Below are 16,778 nucleotides of genomic sequence, written 5' to 3' on the forward strand. Positions count from 1 at the left end.
GTCTGTCTTTTTTCATCACAAGGAGCGTCCCATGAAGAGTTCTTTTCGCTTGTCCGGTTGCGTGCTGGCGGCCTTGCTGGCCTTGGGCGGTGCGGCCGCGCAGGCGGCCGACAAGGTCGCGGTGCAACTGAAGTGGGTGCCGCAGGCCCAGTTTGCGGGCTATTACGTGGCCCAGGCCAAGGGCTTCTACAAAGAGGCGGGGCTGGACGTGACCATCAAGCCGGGCGGCCCCGACATCTCGCCGGTGCAGGTGATCGCGGGCAAGTCGGCCGATGCCATCGTCAACTGGATGCCCGACGCCCTGGCCGCGCGCGAGGCCGGCGTGCCCCTGGTCAACATCGCCCAGGTGTTTGACCGCTCGGGCCTGATGCTGACCTGCAAGAAGGCCAGCGGCGTGAGCAGCCCGAAAGACCTCAAGGGCAAGACCCTGGGCGTCTGGTACGGCGGCAACGAGTACCCCTTCCTGAACTGGATGGCCAAGCTGGGCTACAAGACCGACAGCGACATCAAGATCCTGAAGCAGGGCTTCAACGTCGACCCGCTGCTGCAGAACCAGGCGGCCTGCATCTCGACCATGATCTACAACGAGTACTGGCAGGTGGTGGATGCCGGCGTCAAGGAAAGCGATCTGGTGACCTTCTTCTATGAAGACCAGGGCGTGGCCTCGCTGGAAGACGGCCTGTATGTGCTCGAATCCAGCCTCAAGGACAAGGCCTTCGTGGCCAAGATGGGCAAGTTCCTGAAGGCCACCTTCAAGGGTTGGAACGAGGCCGTGAAGAACCCCGAGGAAGCCGCCAAGATCGTGGTGGCGCAAGACAGCTCGGGCAGTGCCACGGTGGCGGTGCAGAAGCGCCAGATGGAAAACGTGGCCAAGCTGATCACCAAGGCTGGCACCGACAAGATCGGCTACCTGGACCCGGCCGCCTACGAGCGCACGGTCAAGGTCTTGCTCAACGGCGGCAGCTCGCCGGTGATCAAGAAAGACCCGGGCAAGGCCGCTTACAGCCATGTGGTGTGGGAGGCCGCCCAGCATTGACCGGGGCGGCCAAACTGGCCGAAGCCGGCCCGCCTGGTGCGGGCCTTCGGGGCCTGCTCTTGACGGCGGGCCAGCCTGGCGGGCAGCGTATCCTTGACCCCTGTGTGTTTGCGCAGGCGTCCGATGGGGCGCTGCCCGTTTTTTCTTCCGAAGAGATCCCATGCCTCCCGTCCCCAAGCTCCCCTCTGCCCAGGTGGCTTCTGCCTCCACGGGCACCGCTGCCGAGGCTGCCAAAGGCCAGATCCGACAGGCCAACGAGAGCCTGATCCTGGAGGCGGCCGAGCGCGTGTTTGCCGGCGCCGGCTTCAGCGGCGCCACCATGGCCGCCATTGCCGAGGCCTCCGGCCTGCCCAAGGCCAACCTGCATTACTACTTCGGCAACAAACAAGAGCTGTACCGGGCCGTGCTGGCGCGCACCCTCAGCGACTGGCTGGCGCCCACGCACGGCATCACGCCCGAGGCCGACCCGGCCATGGCCCTGGGCGACTACATCCGCGACAAGATGCGGCTGTCACAGCAGCGCCCGCATGCCTCCAAGGTGTTTGCCAACGAGTTGCTGCACGGGGCCCCGGTGTTGCAGACCCTGCTGGAGACCGAGCTGCGCGATCTGGTGCTCGAAAAGGCCGCGGTGCTCGACGGCTGGGTGGCCCAGGGTCGCATGGCGCCGGTCAACACGGTGCACCTGTTCTTCACCATCTGGTCTGCCACCCAGACCTATGCCGACTTTGATGTGCAGATCGCCTCGGTGCTGGGGCGCAGCGCCCTGACCCCCAAGGACTACGCCCAGGCCACGGAGCATGTGGTGGGCTTGATCTTGCGGGGGTGTGGATTGGCCACCTGAATGGCCCCCTGCGCCTGCGGCGCGGAGGGCACAAAGGTGTGGTTCAGCCAGCCCGCTCCAGCATGGCCTGCAGCAGCACGTTGCAGCCGGCGGTGATGTGCTCTGGCTTGGCGTCTTCGATCTCGTTGTGGCTGATGCCGTCTTTGCAGGGGATGAAGATCATGCCGGTGGGGGCCAGCTTGGCCATGTAGACGGCGTCGTGGCCGGCGCCTGAGACGGCGGGCATGTGGCTGTAGCCCAGGCGCTCGGCAGCGCGTTGCACGGCCTGCACGCAGTCGGCGTGGAAGGGCTGGGCCGGGTAGTGCGAGACCAGCTCGATCTCGATCTTGAGACCGGTCTCGGCGGCCACCTGGGCTGCGTAGGCGCGGATGTCGGCGTCCATCTGGTCGACCAGGGCGTCGGTGCTGTTGCGCAGGTCCATCGAGAACTTGACGCGGCCCGGGATCACGTTGCGGCTGTTGGGGTGCACGTTGACCATGCCCACGGTGCCGCGCCCGTGCGGGGCGTAGCGGTTGCCAATGGCCACCACCTCCTGCATCACGCGGGTGGCGACCTGCAGCGCGTCCTTGCGCAGGCCCATGGGGGTGGGGCCGGCGTGGGCTTCCATGCCGGTCACGGTGCAGTCGTACCAGCGGATGCCCAGCACCGCGCTGACCACGCCGATGGTCTTGTCGTTGTCTTCGAGCACCGGGCCCTGCTCGATGTGGGTCTCGAAATAGGCGCCGATGGGGTGCTGGCCCGGCACTTCGCTGCCGACATAGCCGATGCGGGTGAGCTCGTCCTTGACGCTCTTGCCCTCAGTGTCGGTGGCGGCGTAGGCGTGCTCCAGGGTGAAGGCGCCGGCGAACACGCCCGAGCCCATCATCACGGGCACAAAGCGCGAGCCCTCCTCGTTGGTCCAGAAGGCGACCTCGATGGGGGCCTCGGTCTGAATGCCGTGGTCGTTGAGGGTGCGCACCACCTCCAGGCCGGCGAGCACGCCGTAGTTGCCGTCGAACTTGCCGCCGGTGGGCTGGGTGTCGATGTGGCTGCCGGTCATGACCGGGGGCAGGCTGTTGTTGCGGCCGGGGCGGCGCATGAAGACATTGCCGATCTGGTCGACGGTGATGCTCAGGCCGGCGTCACGGCCCCAGCCCACGACCAGGTCACGGCCCTGGCGGTCGAGTTCGGTCAGGGCCAGGCGGCACACGCCGCCCTTGTCGGTGCCGCCGATGCGGGCCAGGGTCATCAGGCTGTCCCAGAGGCGCTCGCCGTTGATGCGCAGGGCCTCGGTGGGGGGCGGAAGGTCTTTCGGGTTCATGGGGGGTACTCCTTGGGGGTCAACGGGTCACAGCGGTGGGCTTGGCCAGGGCGGCCTTGCGGCCCAGGGCGTCGAAGGTGGGGCCGAAGGGCGGGCGCTTGAGGTAGCGGCCGCTGCCGCGCTCCACGCGCAAATCGCCCTGCACATAGACCAGGCGGCCCTGGCTGATGGTGTGGCTGGGCACGCCGGTCACGGTCTTGCCTTCGAAGATGTTGTAGTCGCCCAGCGAGTGCTGGGTCTTGACCGACAGGGTCTTGGTGGCGCTGGGGTCCCAGACCACCAGGTCGGCGTCGGCGCCGGCGGCCACGCAGCCCTTGCGCGGGTACAGGTTGAACAGCTTGGCCGCATTGGCCGAGGTGACGGCGACGAACTCGCTGGGGGTCAGGCGGCCGGTGTTCACGCCCTCGTCCCACAAAACGGCCAGGCGTTCCTCGACGCCGCCGGTGCCGTTCGGGATCTTGCTGAAATCGGCCTTGCCCATGGCTTTTTGCTCGGCGCAGAAGGTGCAGTGGTCGGTGGCGGTGGTGTGCAGGTGGCCGGCCTGCAGGCCCCGCCACAGCGCTTGCTGGTGGCTTTTTTCGCGGAAGGGCGGGCTCATCACGTGGGCGGCGGCCACGTCGTAGCTGGGGTGGCGGTACACGCTGTCGTCCACCACCAGGTGGCCGGCCAGCACCTCACCGTACACGCGCTGGCCCTTGGCGCGGGCGCGGGCGATGGCCTCGGCCGATTCGGCACACGACACGTGCACCACATAGATCGGCACGTTGAGCACGTCGGCGATGGCGATGGCGCGCTGGGCGGCCTCGGCCTCGACGGCGGGTGGGCGCGACAGCGGGTGTCCCTCGGGGCCGGTGATGCCCTGGTTCTTCATCTCCTGCTGCAGCAGGAACACCAGTTCGCCGTTTTCGGCGTGCACGGTGGGCATGGCGCCCAGCTCCAGCGCGCGGCGGAAGCTGTTCACCAGGGTTTCGTCGTCACACATGATGGCGTTCTTGTAGGCCATGAAGTGCTTGAAGCTGTTCACGCCCTCCTCGCGCACCAGGGTGCCCATGTCGGCGTGCACGCTGTCGCCCCACCAGGTGATGGCCACGTGAAAGCCGTAATCGGCGCAGGATTTTTCGGCCCAGCCGCGCCAGGTTTTGTAGGCGTCGAGCAGGGGCTGCTGCGGATCGGGGATCACGAAGTCGATGATGCTGGTGGTGCCGCCCGCCAGCGCGGCCGCGGTGCCGCTGAAGAAATCGTCACGCGTGACCGTGCCCATGAAGGGCAGCTGCATGTGGGTGTGCGGGTCGATGCCGCCCGGCATCACGTACTGGCCGCCGGCGTCCACCACGGTGGCGCCAGCGGGGGCCTGAAGGCCTTCACCCACGGCCACGATCTGGCCGTCCTGGCACAGCACATCGGCACGGAAGCTGCGGTCGGCGTTGACGACGGTACCGCCGCGGATCAACAAGGCTGAGGTCTGGGCTGTGTTCATGAGCAAGTCTCTCCATCAAAAATGCCGCACGGGCTGGCGGCGTGCCAGGCCGGGGCAGGCCCCGGCAAGAGGGGCCTCAGACCCGGCGGCGCACCAGACCCACGGACTGGGTTCTGCCTGCCATGCCGAGTCGGTAGACCACGGATGCAATTCCCAGGCCTGCAAACCAGGCATAGGCATAAAGTTGTTTGAAGCCCTCGGCCACATCGGGGAAGGTGCTGGGGAAGGCCGCATTCAGAAAGCCAGGCACATTGGGCGCCACGCCGGCGGCAAAGGCCAGCACGGCGATCCAGTTCCAGCCGCCGCTGTAGTGGTAGCGGCCGTTTTCGTCGTACAGCTCGCTCACCGCGAGCTCGGTGCGGCGCAGCAGGTAGTAGTCGACCATCAGGATGCCAGCCACCGGCCCGAGCAGGGCCGAGTAGCCGATCAGCCAGGTGAAGATGTAGCCCTGGGTGGATTCGAGGATCTTCCAGGGCATCATCACGATGGCGATGCCCACCGTGATGTAGCCGCCGGTGCGGTAGCTGATGCGGGCCGGGTGCAAGGCCGAAAAATCGTAGGCCGGCCCCACCAGATTGGCCGCCAGGTTCACGCTGACGGTGTCGATCAACAGCACCAGCAGGGCGATCAGCACGGCCGCACCCGTCAGGCGGCTGGCCAGGTCGACCGGGTCCCACAGCGCCTTGCCATAGATGACCACCGTGGCCGAGGTGACAAACACCGCCATGGCCGCCAGCAGGCCCATGGGCAGGGGCAGGCCCAGGGCCTGGCCGATGACCTGGTCGCGCTGGGTGCGCGCAAAGCGGGTGAAGTCGGGGATGTTCAGCGCCAGGGTGGCCCAGAAGCCCACCATGGCGGTCAGCGAGGGCCAGAACACGGCGTGGAACTGGCCCGCCTTCTTGCCGCCGGCCTCGAATTGCGAGGGCTGGTCCAGGATGGGGCCGAAGCCGCCGGCCTTCTGGTAGGCCCAGACCAGCAGCACGCCGCAGATCACGATCTTGATCGGGGCGGTCCAGGTCTCCAGCTTGCGGATCGATTCGATGCCGTGCACCACGAAGTAGAACTGGATGGCCCAGAACAGCAGGAAGCACACCAGCTGGCCCAGGTTGATGCCCAGGCCGGGCAGCTTGTCGCCCTCCAGCGGGTGGCCGATCAGCACGCCCGCCAGGGTGTAGATCATCATGCCGCCGAACCAGGTCTGGATGCCGTACCAGCCGCAGGCCACCAGGGCGCGCAGCAGGGCCGGCAGCTTGGCGCCGCGGGTGCCGAAGGAGGCCCGTGCCAGCACCGCGTAGGGAATGCCGTGCTTGGCGCCAGCGTGGCCGATCAGCAGCATGGGCAGCAGCACGATCAGGTTGCCCAGAAACACCGTGCCCACGGCCTGCGACCAGGACATGCCGGCTTCGATCAGGCTGGCGGCCAGGGTGTAGGCGGGGATGCACATCACCATGCCCACCCACAGGGCGGCAAAGTGCATCCAGCGCCAGGTGCGCTGGTGCGCCTGGGTGGGGGCCAGGTCTTCGTTCCACAGGTCGCCCGGGTGGGCGTCGGCTTGTCGGGGGTTCATGCGCTTGTCTCCTCGTGGGGGTGGATGGGGCGGGTGCGGCGGGCCGCTGGGCCTGGGAAGGCCCGAGCCAGCCTGCCCCGCCTGGATAAATCCGTCTTCGGGAATGGACTCAGGCTGTGACGCGCATCGGGTTGTTCGGATGCGCGGTCCAGTTCAGCGGCTCGGCACTCACGGGCTTGCCGGTGCGCAGGTCGATCTCGCCGGGGGCCAGGTCGCGCAGTGTGATGCAGTCGTCCACCGGGCACACCGACACGCACAGGTTGCAGCCCACGCATTCCTCTTCCTTGACCTCGAAGTGGCGCTTGCCGTCCTTGGTGGCGGTGATGGCCTGGTGCGAGGTGTCTTCGCACACCACATGGCAGCGCCCGCATTCGATGCACTTGTCGGTGTCGATGACGGCCTTGCTGATGTGGTTGAGGTTGAGGAAGCGCCAGTCGCTGACCGTGGGCACGGCGCGGCCGGTGATCTCGGCCACCGAGGCGATGCCCATGTCGTCCATGTAGTTGGACAGGCCGCTGGCCATGTCCTGCACGATCTTGAAGCCGTACACCATGGCGGCGGTGCACACCTGCACGCTGCCCGCGCCCAGGGCCAGGAAGTCGAGCGCGTCACGCCAGGTGCCGATGCCACCGATGCCCGAGATGGGGATGCCGGCGGTCTCGGCGTCGCGCGCGATCTCGGCCACCATGTTCAGGGCGATGGGGCGCACCGCCGTGCCACAGTAGCCGCCGTGCGAGCCCTTGCCCGCGGTGCTGGGCACCATGGTCAGGCTGCGCGGGTCCACGCCCATGATGGAGTTGATGGTGTTGATCAGCGACACCGCATCGGCCCCGCCGGCCTTGGCGGCCCGCGCCGGGTAGCGCACGTCGGTGATGTTGGGCGTGAGCTTCACGATCACTGGCAGCTTGGAGTAGTGCTTGCACCACTCGGTGACCATCTGGATGTACTCGGGCACCTGGCCCACGGCCGCGCCCATGCCGCGCTCGCTCATGCCATGCGGGCAGCCGAAGTTGAGTTCGATGCCATCGGCCCCGGTGTCTTCCACCTGGGGCAGGATCGCCTTCCAGGACGACTCCTGGCAGGGCACCATCAGCGACACCACCATGGCGCGGTCGGGGAAGGCGCGCTTGACCTCGCGGATTTCGCGCAGGTTGGTGGCCAGCGGGCGGTCGGAGATCAGCTCGATGTTGTTGAAGCCCAGCACCTTGCGGTCGGGCGAGAGCAGGGCGCTGTAGCGCGGGCCGTGCACGTTCACCACGGGCGGGTCTTCGCCCAGGGTCTTCCAGACCACACCGCCCCAGCCGGCCTCGAAGGCGCGCAGCACGTTGACGGCTTTGTCGGTGGGCGGCGCAGAGGCCAGCCAGAAGGGGTTGGGGCTCTTGATGCCCGCGAAGTCAATGCTCAGGTCAGCCATGTCGGTTTCCTTGGGGCTCAGGCGTTGGAAGAAGAAAGGGTGTGGTGGATGGCGAGGGCGGCCTGTTTGCCGTCCTCCACCGCCTCGACCGTGAGGTCGCGGCCGCCGCCCACGCAGTCGCCACCGGCCCAGACGCCGTCGAGGCTGGTGCGGCCCTGGGCATCCACGGCGATGCGGCCGGCTTCGAGCTGCAGGCTTTGCAGCCAGGGGGCTGTCGCCAGCTTCTGCCCGACGGCCTGCAGCACGGTGTCGGCGGCCCGGGTTTCAAAGACGCCCGTGCCTTGCAGGCGGCCATCGACCAGCTGCTGGCGCTCGAAGCGCACGGCCCGCACGGCGCCTTGTTCGCCCTCGAAGGCCACCGGGGCCAGCCAGTGCTCGATCACCACGCCATTCGTCTTGGCCCAGGTCTGTTCGTCTTCCGAGGCGCCCATGGCCTCGGGGCCGCGGCGGTACACCATGTGCACCTCGCTGGCGCCCAGCAGGCGCGACTGCACCGAGGCGTCGACCGCAGTCATGCCGCCGCCGATCACCACCACGCGGCTGCCCACGGGCAGGGAGGAGAGATCGGTGCACTGGCGCAGTTCTGCGATGAAGTCGACCGCGTCTCGGATGCCGGCCAGCGTGCTGCCGGGCAGTGCGGGCTGGTTGACGGCGCCCAGGCCGATGCCCAGGAAGACCGCGTCGAAGTCGGCGCGCAGGGTGTCCAGTTGGGCTGCCGATTCGAGCTTCCAGCCGGTCTGGACCGTGATGCCGCCGATGCCCAGCAGCCAGTCGATCTCGCGCTGGGCAAAGTTGTCGGCTGTCTTGTAGGTGGCCAGACCGTATTCGTTGAGGCCGCCGGGTTTGGCGTGGGCATCGAACACGGTCACGTCGTGGCCCTTCAAGGCCAGGCCGTGGGCACAGGCCAGGCCGGCCGGGCCCGCGCCCACCACGGCCACCTTCTTGCCGCTGGTCGGGGCGCGCTGGAACAGGGCGCTCTGCGGCAGGTGCATCACGGCGTCCACCGCGTGGCGCTGCAGTTTGCCGATGGCCACCGGCACGCCCTGCTGGGTGTTGCGCACGCACACGGCCTCGCACAGTTCTTCGGTGGGGCAGACGCGGGCGCACATGCCACCCAGCGGGTTGGCGCTGAGGATGGCCTGGGCGGCGCCGCGCACATTGCCCTGGCTGATGCGGTGGATGAAGCTGGGCACATCGATGCTGGTGGGGCAGGCGGTGGCGCAGGGGGCGTCGTAGCAGTAAAGGCAGCGCTCGGCCTCCAGCACGGCCTGCTGTGCCGTGAAGGGTTCGCCCGCGTCCGCAAAGCGCTGGGCATAGTCGGCCGGGGCGAGCCGCCCTGCCTGGATGTCGGGGCCGGTGGTCGGTGTCTGGGTCACGGGGGCAACTCCTGTTTTGATCGTCAAAAGCTGATCAAATGGTCAGCTTTTTTCATGATGCAACAGGTGTGCCAGCTTTGTGATGCGGGTTTGCACCATGTCGGCGCGGCCCTGGGCCCCTGGTTTCTGCCTTGGGCGGCGGGCGCGATTGAAGTTGGGGCGCGCAGCACCGCGCCGGTGCGCCGGTGGCTTGTCCGTGGGGTTGGGGGAGGGGGCGGCCGCGTGTTGCGACCGTTCAGGGGAGGCGTGTGCCGGTGGAGGGCGCCGCCCGGCGAGCCGTCCGGTGGATCAGGCCTGCGCTGCGGAGATGATGCCGCCGCCCAGGCAGACCTCGCCGTCGTACAGCACGGCGCTCTGGCCCGGGGTCACCGCCCATTGCAGTTCGGTGAAGTTCAGGCCGAAGGTGTCGGCCTCGGCGCCGGGCTCGAAGGTGCAGGCGGCATCGGCCTGCCGGTAGCGGGTCTTGGCGCCCAGCCCGGTCTGTGCGGGGGGCTCGCCGGCCACCCAGCTCGCGTTGTCGGCCTGCAGGCTGCGGTATTGCAGCCAGGGGTGCTCGTGGCCTTGCACCACCCACAGCGTGTTGTTCGGGATGTCCTTGCGGGCCACGAACCAGGGCGAGTGGTCGCCGCTGCCGCGTTGGGCGCCCTTTTCTTTGACGCCGCCAATGCCCAGGCCCTGGCGCTGGCCCAGGGTGTAGAACGACAGGCCCACGTGGGTGCCCAGTTTGCGGCCGCGCTCGTCCTTGATGGGGCCGGGCTCGCGGGAGATGTAGCGGTTCAGAAACTCGCGGAAGGGCCGCTCGCCTATGAAGCAGATGCCGGTCGAGTCTTTCTTCTTGGCATTGGGCAGGCCGATCTCCTCGGCGATGCGCCGCACTTCGGTCTTGTGCAGCTCGCCCACGGGGAACAGGGTCTTGCTGATCTGGGCCTGGTTCAGGCGGTGCAGAAAGTAGCTTTGATCTTTGGCCGGGTCCAGCCCCTTGAGCAGCTCGTGCTTTTGCGTGGCCGGGTTGAAGCGGGCGCGTGCGTAATGGCCGGTGGCGATGCGGTCGGCCCCCAGGCGCATGGCGTGATCGAGAAAGGCCTTGAACTTGATCTCGGCGTTGCACAGCACGTCGGGGTTGGGGGTGCGGCCGGCCTGGTATTCGGTCAGGAACTCGGCAAAGACGCGGTCCTTGTACTCGGCGGCGAAGTTGACGTGTTCGATCTCGATGCCCAGCACGTCGGCCACGCTGGCCGCGTCGAGAAAATCCTGCCGGCTGGAGCAGAACTCGCTGTCGTCGTCATCTTCCCAGTTCTTCATGAAGATGCCGATGACCTCGTGGCCTTGCTGTTTGAGCAGGTGCGCCGTGACAGCGGAGTCCACCCCGCCACTCAGGCCCACCACGATGCGTTGTTTGTTCATAGCCCCGGGATTATCCCAGGCGGGCCCAAACGCTGCCTGCGCCAGGGTCAAGGCGGGGGCGTCTGCAGCACCGTCTCGTCGGTGTAGACCATGTCCAGCGGGTAGCGCTTGCCGGCCAGGTAATCATCCAGGCAACGCAGCAGCAGCGGGCTGCGGTGCCGGTGCTCGTTGGCGCGGATCTCCTCGGGCGTCATCCAAAGGGCGCGCACGATGCCGTCATCGAGCGCCATGCCGGGGACTTCGTCGCCGACGGTGCCACAAAATGCAAAGCGCATGTAAGTGATGTCTTCACCAGTGGATTGTTTGCGGAAGCGCGAGAGGTAGATGCCCACCAGAGCGGTTGGTTTGAAGTGGTGAGCGGTCTCTTCCAACGCTTCACGGGCGCAGCCGTCGGCCGGTGATTCCCCGGGGTCGAGGTGCCCTGCGGGGTTGTTCAGTTTGAGGCCGGAGTCGGTGTGTTCTTCGACCAGCAGGAATTTGCCGTCGCGCTCCATCAGGGCGGCCACCGTGACACTGGGTTTCCAACGGATTTTCATGGCGCACATTATTCACGCTTGGCATGACAGGGCCTTGACGTCAGGGGCTTGAGCTCGGCCGACGCACCGGGATTGGGTGCCTGGAGGTTCGAACAGCCGGTCTCTGCGTTGACACGATCGGCGCCCAGGCATCATGTAAGCTCCGGTCAATTCATAAAAAGCTGGTCAATCATCCACGAGGAGATTCTCATGTTCATTGGCGTTCCTGCTGAAACTGCGGCGGGGGAGACCCGGGTGGCGGTCACCCCGGAAACAGTGAAGAAACTGAAAGCCCAAGGGCACGAGATCACTGTGCAATCGGGTGCCGGCGTCGCTGCCAGCGTGACCGATGAGGCCTATGTGGCGGCGGGTGCCACCATCACCGATGCCGCGGGTGCCTTCGGCGCTGGCCTGGTGCTCAAGGTGCGGGCGCCCTCCGAGGCCGAGCTGCCTTTGCTCAAGCCCGGCACCACCCTGGTGGGCATGCTCAACCCATTCGATGCCGAGGGCTTGCAACGCCTGGCGACGGCCGGCCTGACCGCCTACGCCCTTGAAGCGGCGCCGCGCACGACACGGGCGCAGAGCATGGACGTGTTGTCCTCGCAGGCCAACATCGCCGGCTACAAGGCCGTGATGATCGCGGCCGACAAGTACCAGCGATTTTTCCCGATGCTGATGACCGCCGCCGGCACCGTGAAAGCGGCCCGCGTGGTGATCCTGGGCGTGGGGGTGGCGGGCCTGCAGGCCATTGCCACGGCCAAGCGCCTGGGGGCGGTGATCGAGGCCTCGGACGTGCGCCCCTCGGTGAAGGAACAGGTCGAATCCCTGGGCGCCAAGTTCATCGACGTGCCCTATGAAACGGATGAAGAAAAGGAAGCTGCCCAGGGCGTGGGCGGCTATGCCCGCCCCATGCCACCGAGTTGGCTGGAGCGGCAGAAGATCGAAGTGGCCAAGCGCGTGGCCCAGGCCGATGTGGTGATCTCCACCGCCTTGATTCCGGGCCGCGCCGCCCCTGTGCTGGTGACCGAAGACATGGTCAAGGCCATGAAGCCCGGCTCGGTGCTGGTGGACCTGGCGGCGGGCAAGGGCCCGCAGGGCCCGCATGGCGGCCCGGGCGGCAATTGCCCGCTGACCGAAGCCGACAAGATCGTGCAGCGCCACGGCGTGACGCTGGTGGGTGAAACCAACCTGCCGGCCCTGGTCGCGGCCGACGCCTCGGCCCTGTATGCCCGCAACGTGCTCGACTTCCTGAAGCTGGTGCTGAACAAGGAAGGGCAGTTGCATGTGGATTTGGAAGACGACATCGTGGCAGCCTGCCTGATGACACACGAAGGAACGGTGAAGCGCGCATGAGGATGAAGAGTGAGACCCTGAACCTGCACTTCGGTGCCTGGGCTGTGGCCGCTGCGGTGTTGGGCCTGACGGCGTGCTCTGTCGTGCCGGAGGGCAGTCCCTCGGCCGGCCGGGCCAAGGTGAGTCTGCCGGCGGCACAAGCCGGTGGGCAGTGGGTGGATCTGGGCGGTGGTGAAGAGTCGCTGGACAGCCTGGATCCGACCCTGACGGCGCCGACCCTGCCCACCCGGGTGGTGGGTTTGCGCGGTGCCGACCAGTCCTTGCTGGCCGTGATGGTGGTGCAGTCCAACCGCAGCGGTCTGTGGCCGGATCGCCAGGCCGTGCGCAATGCCTGCCCGCAGGAGCGCGGTGTGCATGTCGAGGATGCCACCGCGGGCAGCCCCACGCGCACCGATTGCCTGCGCTACAAGCGCTGGGCCGATGGCCACGATTGGCTGGCGTCGCGTTATCCCAAGCTCAACACCTACCTGGGCGGCCGCCAGAGCCTGCCTGTCAAACCGTTCGGCGCGCTGGACTTCCGCTACAACACCGAGGGCGGCGGTTACGTGCTGGTGCAGGTGCTGGCCAACCGCCGGCTGACCGAGCCGGTGACGCGCAGCAACAGTGATTTCCTGGTGGCCGGCCGGCCAGCCGAGGAATGGGCCCGCAAGGTTGCACAGGCGGCGCGTCTGAGCGCGGTGTCGCTCGATGGGGCCTTGAACCTGCCGGATTTCCCGATGGCTTTGCCTCAATAGGCCTCAATCGGCCTCAATACAAAGGAGACAGTCGTGGATGTTGTATCCCCAACCCTGATCAACCTGATCATCTTCGTGCTGGCCATCTACGTGGGCTACCACGTGGTCTGGACGGTGACACCGGCCCTGCACACGCCCTTGATGGCGGTGACCAATGCGGTGTCGGCCATCGTGATCGTGGGCGCCATGCTCGCGGCCGCCCTGACCGAAACCCCTCTGGGCAAGACCATGGGCGTGCTGGCCGTGGCGCTGGCGGCGGTCAATGTGTTCGGCGGCTTCCTCGTCACAAGGCGCATGCTGGAGATGTTCCGCAAGAAAGAAAAGAAGGCCCCGGCGGCCCACGGAGACAAAGCATGAGCATGAACCTCGTCACCCTGCTGTACCTGGTGGCCAGCGTCTGTTTCATCCAGGCGCTCAAGGGCTTGTCCCACCCCACCACCTCGATCCGGGGCAATCTGTTCGGCATGATCGGCATGACGATTGCCGTGCTGACCACGGCGGCCCTGATCGTCAAGCTGTCGGAAACGGCGGGCCTGTCCACCGTGGGCGGGCTGGGTTATGTGCTGGCCGCCCTGGTGGTGGGCGGCGGCGCTGGCGCCCTGATGGCGCAGCGCGTCGAGATGACCAAGATGCCTGAACTGGTGGCCTTCATGCACAGCATGATCGGCCTGGCCGCGGTGTTCATTGCCGTGGCCGCCGTGGCCGAGCCTTACGCCTTCCAGATCGTGCACACCAAGGGCGAACTGATCCCGACCGGCAACCGGCTGGAGCTGTTCCTGGGCGCGGCCATCGGTGCCATCACCTTCAGTGGCTCGGTGATCGCCTTCGGCAAGCTGTCGGGCAAGTACAAGTTCCGCCTGTTCCAGGGCGCGCCGGTGCAGTTCGCGGGCCAGCACATGCTGAACCTGGTGCTGGGCCTGGCCACCGTGGGCCTGGGGCTGGCCTTCATGGTCACAGAAAACTGGACGGCCTTTTTTGCCATGCTGGCGCTGGCCTTTGTGATGGGCGTGCTGATCATCATCCCGATCGGCGGGGCCGACATGCCGGTGGTGGTGTCCATGCTCAACAGCTACTCGGGCTGGGCAGCGGCCGGCATCGGCTTCAGCCTGAACAACGCCATGCTGATCATCGCGGGCTCGCTGGTGGGCAGCTCGGGCGCCATCCTGAGCTACATCATGTGCAAGGCCATGAACCGCTCGTTCTTCAACGTGATCCTGGGCGGCTTTGGCGGTGAGGCCACCACGGCTGCGGCCGGTGGGCAGGTGCAGCGCAACGTCAAAAGCGGCAGTGCCGACGACGCGGCCTTTGTGCTGTCCAACGCAGAGACCGTGGTCATCGTGCCGGGTTACGGCCTGGCCGTGGCCCGGGCGCAGCATGCCGTGAAGGAACTGGCCGCCAAGCTGACCGAGAAGGGCGTGACCGTGAAGTACGCCATTCACCCGGTGGCGGGCCGCATGCCAGGCCACATGAACGTGCTGCTGGCCGAGGCCGAGGTGCCCTACGACCAGGTGTTCGAGATGGAAGACATCAATGGCGAATTCGGCCAGGCCGATGTGGCCATCATCCTCGGGGCCAATGACGTGGTGAACCCTGCTGCCCATGTGAAGGGCAGCCCGATCTACGGCATGCCTATCCTGGAGGCCTACAAGGCCAAGACGGTGATCGTGAACAAGCGCTCGATGGCCGCAGGCTATGCGGGCCTGGACAACGAACTCTTCTATCTGGACAAGACCATGATGGTCTTCGGCGACGCCAAGAAGGTGGTCGAAGACATGGTGAAGGCGGTGGAGTGACCCCGCTTCAGAAGTGTGCAATTGTGTGATTGCATACTTTTGCGTTGGGCCCTGCGTGGCAGGACGTCCTGATTGAGTGTCGTTTTGTAAAAAAACGAATCAAAATAGGAGGTTGTGCTGACGCAGGCCTGACTTGACTCGAAGGACTGCGCATATTCCCAAGCAAGAGTCTGGAGAGACAAGAAATGACCGACCGCCCATGGCTCGGCAGCTACCCCCAAGGGGTGCCCGCCGACATCGATCCTTCGCATTACGCCTCCTTGGTGGCTTTGATGGAGGAGAGTTTCGAGAAGCATGCCAGCCGGGTGGCCTACAGTTTCATGGGCCGCGACGTCACTTACGCGCAGGCCCATCGCCAAAGCCTGGCGCTGGCCGCCTACCTGCAGGGGCTGGGCCTGGCCAAGGGTGACCGCGTCGCTCTGATGATGCCCAACATCCCCCAGTACCCGGTGTGCGTGGCCGCGGTGTTGCGTGCCGGTCTGGTGGTGGTCAATGTGAACCCGCTGTACACGCCACGCGAGCTGGAGCACCAGCTCAAGGATTCGGGCGCCAAGGCCATCATCCTGATCGAGAACTTTGCCACCACCTTGCAGCAGTGCCTGGCCCACACGCCGGTCAAACATGTGGTTTTGTGCGCCATGGGCGATGAGTTGGGCTTCCTCAAAGGCGCCTTGGTCAACTATGTGGTCCGAAACGTCAAGAAGATGGTGCCCGAATACCACCTGCCTGGCGCTGTGCGGTTCAAGGATGCGGTGCGTCAGGGTGCCCGGCGCTCATTCAAGCGCCCCGACATCAAGGCCGACGATGTCGCCTTGCTGCAGTACACCGGGGGGACCACCGGGGTGTCCAAGGGCGCGGTGCTGCTGCACCGCAACGTGATTGCCAATGTGCTGCAGTCGGAGGCCTGGAACTCGCCCGTGATGAGCCAGGTGCCCGCGCACGAACAACCCACCAGCGTGTGCGCCTTGCCGCTGTACCACATCTTCGCCTTCACCGTGGGCATGATGCTGTCCATGCGCACGGGCGGCAAGCTGATCCTGATCCCCAATCCGCGCGATCTGCCCTCGGTGTTCAAGGAGTTGCGCCGCCACACCTTCCACAGCTTTCCGGCCGTCAACACGCTTTTCAACGGGCTGGCGAACCACCCGGATTTCGGCACCGTGAACTGGAAGAACCTCAAGGTGTCGGTGGGCGGCGGCATGGCGGTGCAGGGCGCGGTGGCCAAGCTGTGGCTCGACAAGACGGGCTGCCCGATCTGCGAGGGCTATGGCCTGTCAGAAACCTCGCCCACCGTGAGCTGCAACCCGGTGACGGCCACCGAGTACACAGGCACCATCGGCGTGCCCTTGCCCAGCACCTTCCTCAAGCTGCTCGATGACGACGGCCTGGAGGTGCCCCTGGGCCAGCCCGGCGAGATCGCCATCAAGGGGCCGCAGGTCATGGCCGGCTACTGGCAGCGCCCCGATGAAACCGCCAAGGTCATGACGCCCGACGGCTTCTTCAAGACGGGCGACATCGGCGTGGTGGACGCCAAGGGCTTCTTCAAGATCGTCGACCGCAAGAAGGACATGATCCTGGTCAGCGGCTTCAACGTCTACCCCAATGAGGTGGAAGAGGTGGTGGCCGATCTGGACGGGGTGCTGGAGTGCGCCGCCGTCGGGGTGCCCGACGAGAAGACCGGCGAGGCGGTGAAGCTGGTGATCGTGAAGAAGGACCCGGCGCTGACCGATGTGCAGGTGAAGGAGTTCTGCCGCGCCAACCTGACCGGCTACAAGCAGCCTCGCATCATCGAGTTTCGCACTGATCTGCCCAAGACCCCCGTGGGCAAGATCCTGCGCCGCGAATTGCGCGACAAGGCGTGACCCCCGGCCCGTGAGCGGGTCTGGACACGGCACAATGCGGGCGGCCTTCGGGCCGCTTTTTCGTGGGCAGTGCCTGGGGGCGCTGCTCGAATGTTCTGGAGTTGGA

Annotated in this window: 14 protein-coding genes; 7 read left to right on the forward strand and 7 right to left on the reverse strand. The window is 66.4% G+C overall.

Annotation, left to right across the window (positions count from 1 at the left end; all coding sequences use genetic code 11):
• Window positions 1-31 precede the first annotated feature (31 nt).
• Both F624_RS0124200 and F624_RS0124205 read left to right on the forward strand, forming a co-directional pair.
• Complete coding sequence (locus F624_RS0124200) at window positions 32-1,036, forward strand: ABC transporter substrate-binding protein (protein WP_019576961.1); 1,005 nt, start codon at window positions 32-34, stop codon at window positions 1,034-1,036.
• A gap of 160 nt (window positions 1,037-1,196) precedes the next feature.
• The gene (locus F624_RS0124205) at window positions 1,197-1,877 is read left to right on the forward strand and encodes a TetR/AcrR family transcriptional regulator (RefSeq protein ID WP_019576962.1); all 681 of its coding nucleotides are present in this window, start codon (window positions 1,197-1,199) and stop codon (window positions 1,875-1,877) included.
• A gap of 43 nt (window positions 1,878-1,920) precedes the next feature.
• Here the strand turns inward: F624_RS0124205 and F624_RS0124210 are convergent, their stop codons facing one another.
• From F624_RS0124210 to F624_RS0124240, 7 genes are all read right to left on the reverse strand, one after another.
• Window positions 1,921-3,177 (reverse strand): Zn-dependent hydrolase, encoded by a 1,257-nt coding sequence (locus F624_RS0124210; protein WP_019576963.1) that lies wholly within the window; start codon window positions 3,175-3,177, stop codon window positions 1,921-1,923.
• Between the two features lie 19 nt (window positions 3,178-3,196).
• Window positions 3,197-4,654 carry a dihydropyrimidinase gene (hydA, locus tag F624_RS0124215; RefSeq protein WP_019576964.1) on the reverse strand — a complete coding sequence of 486 codons (1,458 nt, stop codon included), beginning with the start codon at window positions 4,652-4,654 and terminating at the stop codon, window positions 3,197-3,199.
• A gap of 76 nt (window positions 4,655-4,730) precedes the next feature.
• A complete protein-coding gene (locus F624_RS0124220; protein ID WP_019576965.1) occupies window positions 4,731-6,221 on the reverse strand; it encodes an NCS1 family nucleobase:cation symporter-1 in 1,491 nt (496 codons plus the stop codon).
• Between the two features lie 109 nt (window positions 6,222-6,330).
• Window positions 6,331-7,635, reverse strand: coding sequence for an NAD-dependent dihydropyrimidine dehydrogenase subunit PreA (preA, locus tag F624_RS0124225; protein ID WP_019576966.1), 1,305 nt, complete (start codon window positions 7,633-7,635; stop codon window positions 6,331-6,333).
• A gap of 17 nt (window positions 7,636-7,652) precedes the next feature.
• The gene (locus F624_RS0124230; RefSeq protein WP_019576967.1) at window positions 7,653-9,011 is read right to left on the reverse strand and encodes an NAD(P)-dependent oxidoreductase; all 1,359 of its coding nucleotides are present in this window, start codon (window positions 9,009-9,011) and stop codon (window positions 7,653-7,655) included.
• 288 nt (window positions 9,012-9,299) lie between these two features.
• Window positions 9,300-10,415 carry a tRNA 2-thiouridine(34) synthase MnmA gene (mnmA, locus tag F624_RS0124235; RefSeq protein ID WP_019576968.1) on the reverse strand — a complete coding sequence of 372 codons (1,116 nt, stop codon included), beginning with the start codon at window positions 10,413-10,415 and terminating at the stop codon, window positions 9,300-9,302.
• A gap of 47 nt (window positions 10,416-10,462) precedes the next feature.
• Window positions 10,463-10,951 carry an NUDIX hydrolase gene (locus tag F624_RS0124240; protein WP_043330468.1) on the reverse strand — a complete coding sequence of 163 codons (489 nt, stop codon included), beginning with the start codon at window positions 10,949-10,951 and terminating at the stop codon, window positions 10,463-10,465.
• Between the two features lie 189 nt (window positions 10,952-11,140).
• Between F624_RS0124240 and F624_RS0124245 the strand changes: the two genes are divergently transcribed.
• The 5 genes from F624_RS0124245 (at window position 11,141) to F624_RS0124265 (ending at window position 16,672) form a co-directional block, all read left to right on the forward strand.
• Window positions 11,141-12,283 carry a Re/Si-specific NAD(P)(+) transhydrogenase subunit alpha gene (locus F624_RS0124245; protein ID WP_019576970.1) on the forward strand — a complete coding sequence of 381 codons (1,143 nt, stop codon included), beginning with the start codon at window positions 11,141-11,143 and terminating at the stop codon, window positions 12,281-12,283.
• Window positions 12,280-13,017, forward strand: a complete 738-nt coding sequence (locus F624_RS0124250) for a hypothetical protein (protein ID WP_157443613.1) — start codon at window positions 12,280-12,282, stop codon at window positions 13,015-13,017. The genes F624_RS0124245 and F624_RS0124250 overlap by 4 nt, the downstream gene beginning before the upstream one ends.
• A gap of 33 nt (window positions 13,018-13,050) precedes the next feature.
• A complete protein-coding gene (locus tag F624_RS0124255; protein WP_019576972.1) occupies window positions 13,051-13,374 on the forward strand; it encodes an NAD(P) transhydrogenase subunit alpha part 2 in 324 nt (107 codons plus the stop codon).
• Window positions 13,371-14,810 carry an NAD(P)(+) transhydrogenase (Re/Si-specific) subunit beta gene (locus F624_RS0124260; protein WP_031256129.1) on the forward strand — a complete coding sequence of 480 codons (1,440 nt, stop codon included), beginning with the start codon at window positions 13,371-13,373 and terminating at the stop codon, window positions 14,808-14,810. The genes F624_RS0124255 and F624_RS0124260 overlap by 4 nt, the downstream gene beginning before the upstream one ends.
• A 185-nt stretch (window positions 14,811-14,995) precedes the next feature.
• Window positions 14,996-16,672 carry a long-chain-fatty-acid--CoA ligase gene (locus F624_RS0124265; protein WP_019576974.1) on the forward strand — a complete coding sequence of 559 codons (1,677 nt, stop codon included), beginning with the start codon at window positions 14,996-14,998 and terminating at the stop codon, window positions 16,670-16,672.
• The last annotated feature ends 106 nt before the right edge of the window (window positions 16,673-16,778 follow it).

Source organism: Curvibacter lanceolatus ATCC 14669 (assembly GCF_000381265.1).
Taxonomy (GTDB): domain Bacteria; phylum Pseudomonadota; class Gammaproteobacteria; order Burkholderiales; family Burkholderiaceae_C; genus Curvibacter; species Curvibacter lanceolatus.

Bases quoted from the DNA above. Each gene is read 5' to 3' on its own strand.
- F624_RS0124210 (WP_019576963.1), bottom strand. From the start codon at position 3,177: ATGAACCCGAAAGACCTTCCGCCCCCCACCGAGGCCCTGCGCATCAAC.
- F624_RS0124260 (WP_031256129.1), top strand. From the start codon at position 13,371: ATGAGCATGAACCTCGTCACCCTGCTGTACCTGGTGGCCAGCGTCTGT.
- F624_RS0124240 (WP_043330468.1), bottom strand. From the start codon at position 10,951: ATGAAAATCCGTTGGAAACCCAGTGTCACGGTGGCCGCCCTGATGGAG.
- F624_RS0124265 (WP_019576974.1), top strand. From the start codon at position 14,996: ATGACCGACCGCCCATGGCTCGGCAGCTACCCCCAAGGGGTGCCCGCC.
- preA (WP_019576966.1), bottom strand. From the start codon at position 7,635: ATGGCTGACCTGAGCATTGACTTCGCGGGCATCAAGAGCCCCAACCCC.
- hydA (WP_019576964.1), bottom strand. From the start codon at position 4,654: ATGAACACAGCCCAGACCTCAGCCTTGTTGATCCGCGGCGGTACCGTC.
- F624_RS0124200 (WP_019576961.1), top strand. From the start codon at position 32: ATGAAGAGTTCTTTTCGCTTGTCCGGTTGCGTGCTGGCGGCCTTGCTG.
- F624_RS0124250 (WP_157443613.1), top strand. From the start codon at position 12,280: ATGAGGATGAAGAGTGAGACCCTGAACCTGCACTTCGGTGCCTGGGCT.
- F624_RS0124220 (WP_019576965.1), bottom strand. From the start codon at position 6,221: ATGAACCCCCGACAAGCCGACGCCCACCCGGGCGACCTGTGGAACGAA.
- F624_RS0124205 (WP_019576962.1), top strand. From the start codon at position 1,197: ATGCCTCCCGTCCCCAAGCTCCCCTCTGCCCAGGTGGCTTCTGCCTCC.
- mnmA (WP_019576968.1), bottom strand. From the start codon at position 10,415: ATGAACAAACAACGCATCGTGGTGGGCCTGAGTGGCGGGGTGGACTCC.
- F624_RS0124245 (WP_019576970.1), top strand. From the start codon at position 11,141: ATGTTCATTGGCGTTCCTGCTGAAACTGCGGCGGGGGAGACCCGGGTG.